Source organism: Vibrio aestuarianus, assembly GCF_012395185.1.
Lineage (GTDB): Bacteria > Pseudomonadota > Gammaproteobacteria > Enterobacterales > Vibrionaceae > Vibrio > Vibrio aestuarianus.
Window position 1 is genome coordinate 1 of record NZ_JAAZTU010000062.1, and the last position, 7,921, is coordinate 7,921.

A 7,921-nucleotide genomic window follows, 5' to 3' on the forward strand; every position below is an offset into this window, starting at 1 on the left:
TCCCTACTCATATAAATTAAATCAAGCCTTTTAAATGCTTTTCAAAAGCGCTATTGATCTTTGTGTCAATTAATTTGTAGGAATTTTCCTCATTTTAGAGAAATCATAAACGATGGAATACCTAAGTAACTCTTTAGGTTTTCACCAGATAATAATTAAAAGTGCTTAGAGGTTTATATGCCAATAAACAAAAATAAAGCAGTAAGCGTTATCGCCATTATGTCAGGTTTGGTATGGAACACCGCAATGGCTGAGATCAATCAGCCTCAAGGTTTGGCCATTGAAATATTCAGTGAGCTTCAGGATGACAGCCAAATAAATTACTTAAATGCTAGCTACTGGTTGCAGAACGATGTCGAGCCACCAACCCTGGCTGAAATTCGTGATAACGTACTCAGTCAACATCAACGTTACTTTGTTGATTTCAGTAATATTGATGATGAGCAACAAAGAAGTGAAGCAAAGGCATTGTTCAGAAAGAAACTAGGTTTAGCATTTTCTAGCGATCTATTAATCATTAGTGAGCATAAAGGCGAACTGCTTTTTACACCGTTAGAAGATGAAAATGACCCCAATATCACCTTACTTGAAGCGAGCAAGGTGTCTCATTCTCGGCAACGTCGCAGTACAGAGCCTGTACTGCGTTCAAGTAATAATGCTGAAACTAACTCGTTGCCGCATGTGGCCTTTTATTTAAATGTTAATCGTCCGATTACCGATAATGAGTGCACGTTTAACAATTCACATTTTTGGAATAAAGGAACGCGAGTTTTCTGTGACAACCCTAATATCTCATTGATTTATAGAGTTAACCTTGAGCGCTCTCTGCAGTATGGCACGATAGGTTCTGCGACGCCTGATGCCAAAATTGTGCGTATTAGCCTAGATGATGACGCCAGCGGTGCGGGCATTCATTTGAATGATCGTCTCGATTATCGCCAGTATGGAGCTGATTACGTAACACTGGATGCTTGGTTCAGGGATTGGTCGACGGATGCTATTGCCCAAGACTATCAGTTTGTTTTCAACTCATCGAATAACAAAGCTCAAATTTTAAAGACATTTCCGCGTGAAAATTTAAATAGCGACTTTGAGCATAAGGAAGTTTCAGGTTTTCAATTGGGGGTCAACGGCGGCGTTGAAGTCAATAAAGATGGACCAAAAGGGAAACTAGAAGCGAACGCGAGTTATAACCAGAGTCGCTGGTTAACTTACACTAAATCTGACTATGCGGTTGAGCGTGGTTCTCGTAGCCCGCAAAATGTGAGTTTTAAATGGTACCGTAGTCAGTATGCGACGGCTGAATCAATGATGGATCGCTCAACGGACGCGTTGTGGGTTAATAAATATCCTATTGATATCAACCGTATCCATCCAATTGGTTACGCCAGTTTTGTTCCTAAAATGGATGTGATTTATAAAGCCGCTTCTAATGCTACCGGCACAACAGAGTTCACTATAGATTCTTCGGTGAATATTCGTCCAATTTATAATGGAGCTTATAAACATTACTACGTAGTGGGTGCACACCAGTCATATCATGGCTTTGAAGACACAGTGCGTCGTAGAGTCAGTAAAAGTGCAAGCTTTACTGTCGATTGGGAGCATCCTGTTTTCACTGGTGGACGACCAGTAAATCTACAACTGGCGAGTTTTAACAACCGCTGTGTTGATGTTTCTGATAATGGCACTCTTACTTCAGCTATCTGTGATGAAACTAAGAATTCACAGTCATTCATCTATGATCAATTAGGCCGTTACGTGAGTGCGAATAACACACATCAATGTCTTGATGGACAGGCACTTAATCAGCTTCAAACTTGTGGATCTAACTTAAGTCAACGTTGGGAATGGATCGAGAATAGTGACAAGCTCAGTAATGTGTTCTCGCACGAAATTCTAGGCCACGATAAAACGACGGGTGCTTTAGGCTTGTACGCAGCAGGTGGTGATACCGTGAGTACCAGAACTATCACCGCTTATACAAACGTGTTTAATTCAGAAAATGAAACACCGGTATTTGGCTTCACGACAGGGTCACTATCAGTACAAGATGTCGACCAATCAGGTCAGCTATACATACGGCATGGTGCAGCCATTGATGCTATTGGAACACAGGAGAATGCCATGCATGGTGGTGATAGTGGCAGCCTAACGCAAATTGACTTAAATAGAGTCACGAAAATTAAGCTGACCTCGGGTGAATTCCAATATGGTGGTAATCATTTGTTAGCAATGACGTTTACTTATGATGATGGTTCATCGCAAGTGGTTGGTTCAACCAATTATGCGCTAAGCACGCATGACGAAACCTTCGATTTACCGATTGGTACATCATTTCGCCAAGTCAAAATATGGTCAGGTGGTTGGTTAGTCGATGGAATGCAATTTGTCCTAAATTAATATTTTAATAAAGCACAATTTGCAGCTATGCACTCATGTTTTTAGTCAATGGTATTGATACCGCGTTATTGAACAGGTATCTGAAATTTGGCTAAAAGGTGAGTGCATTTTTATTTGCACAATGTTCATAATAACTGTTGATTTTTGTGCCGCGTTCACGGATTTTAAGTTTTAAACTGAAAAATCAATGGTTTCTTCTACAGTTAGGTTGCTCGTAAGAGGTCTGATCTCTTGACTTAGTACGACTCAAGTTAACACCCTATACAAAGAAGGAACATCTTTTGAGAAAAACGATCATTATTGCTGCTCTTTATTTATTGAGCACTTCGATATTTGCAGCAACCAGTGCTGCTGCACTGAATCCTACCGGCTACACGCAAACAAAGTACCCGATAGTATTGGTTCATGGGTTGTTCGGTTTTGATACCCTCGCTGGCGTTGATTATTTCTATGGTATCCCTCAATCGCTAACTAAGGATGGAGCTACGGTTTATGTTGCTCAGGTCTCAGCGACAAATAGCACAGAACTACGTGGTGAACAGTTGTTGCAGCAAGTCGAGTCAATACTCGTGGCTACTGGTGCACAAAAAGCCAACTTAATTGGTCATAGCCATGGTGGTCCGACAGCTCGCTATGTGGCATCGGTCAGACCAGATTTAATTGCCTCTGTAACAAGTATCGGTGGTGTCAATAAAGGTTCTAAAGTGGCTGACTTAGTCAGGGGGCATGTTGCAGACGGTTCACTTTCGGAGGCAGCTGCGATTAAACTGGCTGAGGGGCTATCAGGGCTGATTAGTTTGCTCTCTGGAGGAACGGATTTAGAACAAGATCCGCTTGCGTCTTTAGAGGCATTAACCACTAAAGGTTCATTAGAATTCAACCATTATTACCCTGAAGGGATCCCAACGTCAGAGTGTGGAGATGGTGAGTTACTGGCCGAAAACGGCGTTTATTATTACTCGTGGACAGGAGCTTCTACCTTCACCAATGTACTTGACCCTACCGACGGTGCAATGACCATTTTAGGTTTGGCGTTTGATGGACCAAATGATGGACTTGTTGGTGCATGCAGTGCTCACTTAGGCAAAGTGATCCGAGATGACTATAAAATGAATCATTTGGATGAAATTAACGGTTTGCTTGGGATACATCACCTTTTTGAAACTGACCCTGTCACTCTATATCGTCAACATGCAAATCGTCTCAAACTACAAGGTTTGTAAGGAGTCATGATGAAAAAGCCTGCGCTATTTGGTTTCGTTGTTGTCTCTGGGATCTTTGGGTTGGTTTTTTTTCTGCGACAATCGTCGACGTTACCCACCGCGTTACAAACACCATCTCAAATGGATACTCAAATTGATGACGCTTCAAGCTATGATCTCATCAATTATTTTATCTCTACGCTCGGTGAGAGTAGCTTAGCTGAAGTTGAACAACGCACTTTGCAATATGCTCAGCAAAAAGAAGGAATGACGGTTGATGACGCTTTGTTAGAGCAATTTATTCTCTACAAGCAAGCACTGGCATCTTTGGATTTTGCGTGGGAGTCATCGAAATTAGAGCTACTCACCTTGGAACAAATTCACCAACGCTTATTAATGTTACAAAGTCAGTTTTTTACCTTAGAACAACAACAGCTTTTATTTGCCAATGATAATGCGTTACGTGAATTAGCGATTAATAAGTTGCGAATCAAAAATCAAGCAATTGATCAACAAGATGCAAAACAGCAGTGGCAGGTTCTACTGAGTAAGCAGGCTCAATACATCCAACGTAGTGAATATAATGCGCGGCTTATTCCTGCGTTAAATAAAAATGATGAACGATCTCCTCAAGCACAATATTTAGAACGTGTTGAGTTAGTCGGAGAGGAAGGGGCACAACGGTTGGCAGAGCTAGACCAACAAAGAGAACGATTTTCTGAGCAGTTAGCGATTTATCTACAACAAAGAGAAAGTGTGCTGAATGAGCAAGCCTTAACCGATGATGAAAAAAAGCAGTACATTGCACAGTTACGAAGCGAAACATTTGATGCAAAACAGCTTAAGCGAGTGGAAGCCTTAGAAAGAATGCAAGACCATACGCTTTAACCATTCCTCTTTTTATATCTCTTATAAAAAAGAGCGCAACCTAAGTTGCGCTCAAGCTTTCTATAAAAGATAAAGGGTAGTTACAAGTTGACAGTAATCGTTTTTGTCACCGTTGCCCCTTTATCATCCATCACTTTTAGGGTGACTTCGTGATTACCATAGCTTGGGAAAATCGAAGTAAAGGCGCGACCACGTTTTACTTTGCCATCCGGTAATGTCCACTCAATATCAACAATACGCCCATCGTTATCACTACTTGTTGACCACATAGTCACCCAGCGACCAAGATGGATGTACTTCGCATTGGCTTTCGGTAGAGCATTAGGTAGTTCCACATGAACTGTGCGAGTGACGGTATTTGTTGCTCCTTTATCGTCTGTCACCGTTAAGGTTACTGAGTAATCACCTGCCTTAGCATAATGCCACGTTGGTGCCATGTCAGTGCTGTTTTGACCATTACCAAAGTCCCACACATAACTGACTAATTCACCATCTTGATCAGCACTGTAGTTAAAGGCAGTGACGGTTAGCCCTTCGGTTTTGAGTTCAAAGTTTGCAACAGGCTCACTATTTTGCTCACTCACTTTTGATAAACGAACTACACCATATTCATTATTTTGACCTTGATTCACAATATCGATCATCAACCCAAATTCAGTTAATTTACGACCGGAATCCGGAGCCATTGGTGAGCTGTAGTCTTGATCATCTGAGAAATTACCATTGCCGATTAAACTACTATCTTGCAGAACATCACCGTCGGAGGAGACTAAGCGTAACGGCGCTTGATCTTGAAGAGAAAATGCAGCATCGCGAACTTGGTAACGAGTTTGTGCCGCTTCGCCAGTCTTTGACCAAACCAAGGCATTTTGATCGGCATCGACCACACCTAACCAACCTTCGCCCGGGTGTTTACCTACCCAGTTATCGGCGTAAGATTCATCGACATACCAAACCAGTAAGCCGGGTTCAAAGGTCATTAATTGCCCCATACGCTTAATGTTGGCTAAACCTTGGTCAACGTCATTATGACTGCGCCATTGCAATAAGTAGTAATGCGGCGCTTGGTGGAAGCCATTGTTGACGGTATAACCTTTAAAGGTAAAAGTTGAGGTTGCTTCTGCGTCATCAATCGCCGTCTGAGTGCCATCGACCTCAAGCGTCACGTCATCGATATACAAACCTTCCATCGCGAGACCGCCATCGGTCACGTAGTCGAAGCTCAATTCAACCTCTTGTCCAGCCCATTGAGAAACATCAAATGTCGCATCAATCCAGCCGTTTGATTCCCCAGAAATAGCAGGTGCAAGACCAGTATTGTAAGGGTCATCCATCGTGGTGATATTGCCTGAAAGTGCTTGGCCATTAATCAGAACACGAGCGAAATCATAATCTTTTTCGATTTGATACCATGCTTTAAAGCTTAATATAGCGTTGCTACCAGCGGGAATCGAAAGTTTGCGCGACATGCTGTTCTTCAGGTCGTCGCCTTTATTTGAATAGAATGAGAACTCGCCAGCATAAGGTTTAATGCCGTCTACACGTTTCATTGGTAAATCGACTTTCACCATATTAGGGCGAGAGTTATCGGTTGTTTGGAACAGCGTGAAGACTCGTGGCTTATTCTCCAGATCATTAATAGAGATTTGATCGTCGTTAATCCAACGCCCACCAATGGCTTTTTGTAAAAACTGTTTGGACCAAGAACTGAATGCAGTAGGTTGTGTGCCACCAATTTTACCAGCCCAACTACCCGATGACATGATAGACCAATAAGAAACAGGTTCACCCTTACCGGTGTACTGTGTATCGTATTCATCTGGTAACCCTAAGTCGTGTCCGTACTCATGAGCACAAACTCCAGCGGCTGCATCAATTGGCTGGATAGTGTAATCATAAGCCGCATATTGACCGTTAAAACGACCCGGTACAGTGCTTTGTGTTCCTTTTAGTACGTGATATTGACCTAAATTATAACGGTGAGACCAAATCGCATCAGGGCCAAGTACACCACCACCGGCTTCTTCACCGACTGAGGCATGAAACACCATTAAATGATCAATAACACCGTCTGGTTCGCGGAAATTACCGTCTCCATCATAATCGTAGCGGTCTTCGATATCGTAATCGGCTAGGTTGATGCTTGGGTCCTGCGCCAATTGATTAAGCGCTTCACGCACTAACTCTTGCGCGTTCATGTCGCTATCTGTGGTCGGGGAGTTACCGCCATAGTACGCCGCATTTTTGGAAGCACGATACCAGCCAGCTGCTTGCCCAGACACGCTGTAACTATTGCCGGATTCACTCTCATAATATTGGCGCATTGAAATGAAGTTTTCACCATTGGGGCCAGTGTAACCTGCGCTAGAGAATAATAAATCTTGGTAGTGTGCTGGTTCGTAACTCGTGTAGAGCATTTCGGTGTGCTCATTGGTTAGCTTATTGTCGTTCCAAGGTAAATCAGGGAAGTCAACCAATAAAGCAAGCACTTTATCTGTACGTTTAGTACTTATATCTAACGCGAAAACACTCGCTTTTTGCATCCCTTTTTGTTTTTCGATGGTTTTTAGTATTTTGGCTCGTTGCTCAAGAGCCTTTTTACCAAATTGTGCATCACCGTGAAAACCAGAATTAATTCTATGCTCTAGGTAGCGGTCTAATGCATCACGTTTAGCTGCGTCAGAAGCGTGAGTATCAATAACACCATTACGCACTAACATTTCAATCAGCTTATCTTCGTTTACTGTACCTAAATCAATGGGTGTTTGTGCGTAAGCACTGACGTTAAATAGAGTGACCATTGCAGACGTGAGCAATGTTTTCCTCATAAGTTTCATTTTATTTCCTTATTTTATTTCCTATATTTATGGTATTGCAATTTCACTATTTTCTATTTTTTAAATAAGAATCAGTGAATATTGAATTTTACGGTATACCAAAACCACTTAGAGTTGCAGGTAGGTGGCAAGTCATTTCATCCCCATGAGCATAGATTAACTATGTAATTGGGGGAGTAAGCGTCGTCAACACTGCTGTAAACTCAATATATTTAAGCTTTCTCTTTGTACTTGGCTGAAATACAAGTATCAGTCGGGTTAGGATCTTTATCGTTTGAGTTGGTATTCTTATTATTTATTTTTTTTTGTAGATAGATATTTAAGGCTTGTTGTTGTTCTTCGGATGTGAGCCCTTCACATATAACACCACGTTCGATCAAAGATGAAATCAAAGCTTCATCGTTAACCATAGGCTGTGCGACGGTGATCGTGGAGTAACTAATTAATATAAAAGAGATTAAATGTTTCACGGCATGTCCGTATGTTTTGTGAACTATTTGTAACAATTTATATATTCGGTATATCTATAGCAAGTGTGAATGTTTTTCAATTTCACAAAGGATCCCATTAACAACATATATAGTTAACATG

The 7,921-nt window shown here is 41.7% G+C and carries 5 protein-coding genes; 3 read left to right on the plus strand and 2 right to left on the minus strand.

Features of this window, described 5'->3' with window-relative positions:
• Window positions 1-177 precede the first annotated feature (177 nt).
• From HGG78_RS18010 to HGG78_RS18020, 3 genes are all read left to right on the plus strand, one after another.
• Window positions 178-2,403, plus strand: a complete 2,226-nt coding sequence (locus tag HGG78_RS18010; RefSeq protein ID WP_172533724.1) for a leukocidin family pore-forming toxin — start codon at window positions 178-180, stop codon at window positions 2,401-2,403.
• Between the two features lie 281 nt (window positions 2,404-2,684).
• Entirely contained in the window at window positions 2,685-3,626 is a 942-nt protein-coding gene (locus HGG78_RS18015) for a lipase family alpha/beta hydrolase (RefSeq protein WP_168524545.1), read from the plus strand.
• Window positions 3,627-3,632: 6 nt separating this feature from the next.
• Window positions 3,633-4,493 (plus strand): lipase secretion chaperone, encoded by an 861-nt coding sequence (locus HGG78_RS18020; RefSeq protein ID WP_254068256.1) that lies wholly within the window; start codon window positions 3,633-3,635, stop codon window positions 4,491-4,493.
• 80 nt (window positions 4,494-4,573) lie between these two features.
• Here the strand turns inward: HGG78_RS18020 and HGG78_RS18025 are convergent, their stop codons facing one another.
• Both HGG78_RS18025 and HGG78_RS18030 read right to left on the minus strand, forming a co-directional pair.
• Window positions 4,574-7,330 (minus strand): immune inhibitor A domain-containing protein, encoded by a 2,757-nt coding sequence (locus HGG78_RS18025; protein WP_172533725.1) that lies wholly within the window; start codon window positions 7,328-7,330, stop codon window positions 4,574-4,576.
• A 212-nt stretch (window positions 7,331-7,542) separates the two neighbouring features.
• Complete coding sequence (locus HGG78_RS18030) at window positions 7,543-7,800, minus strand: hypothetical protein (protein WP_053310581.1); 258 nt, start codon at window positions 7,798-7,800, stop codon at window positions 7,543-7,545.
• Window positions 7,801-7,921: the final 121 nt, after the last annotated feature.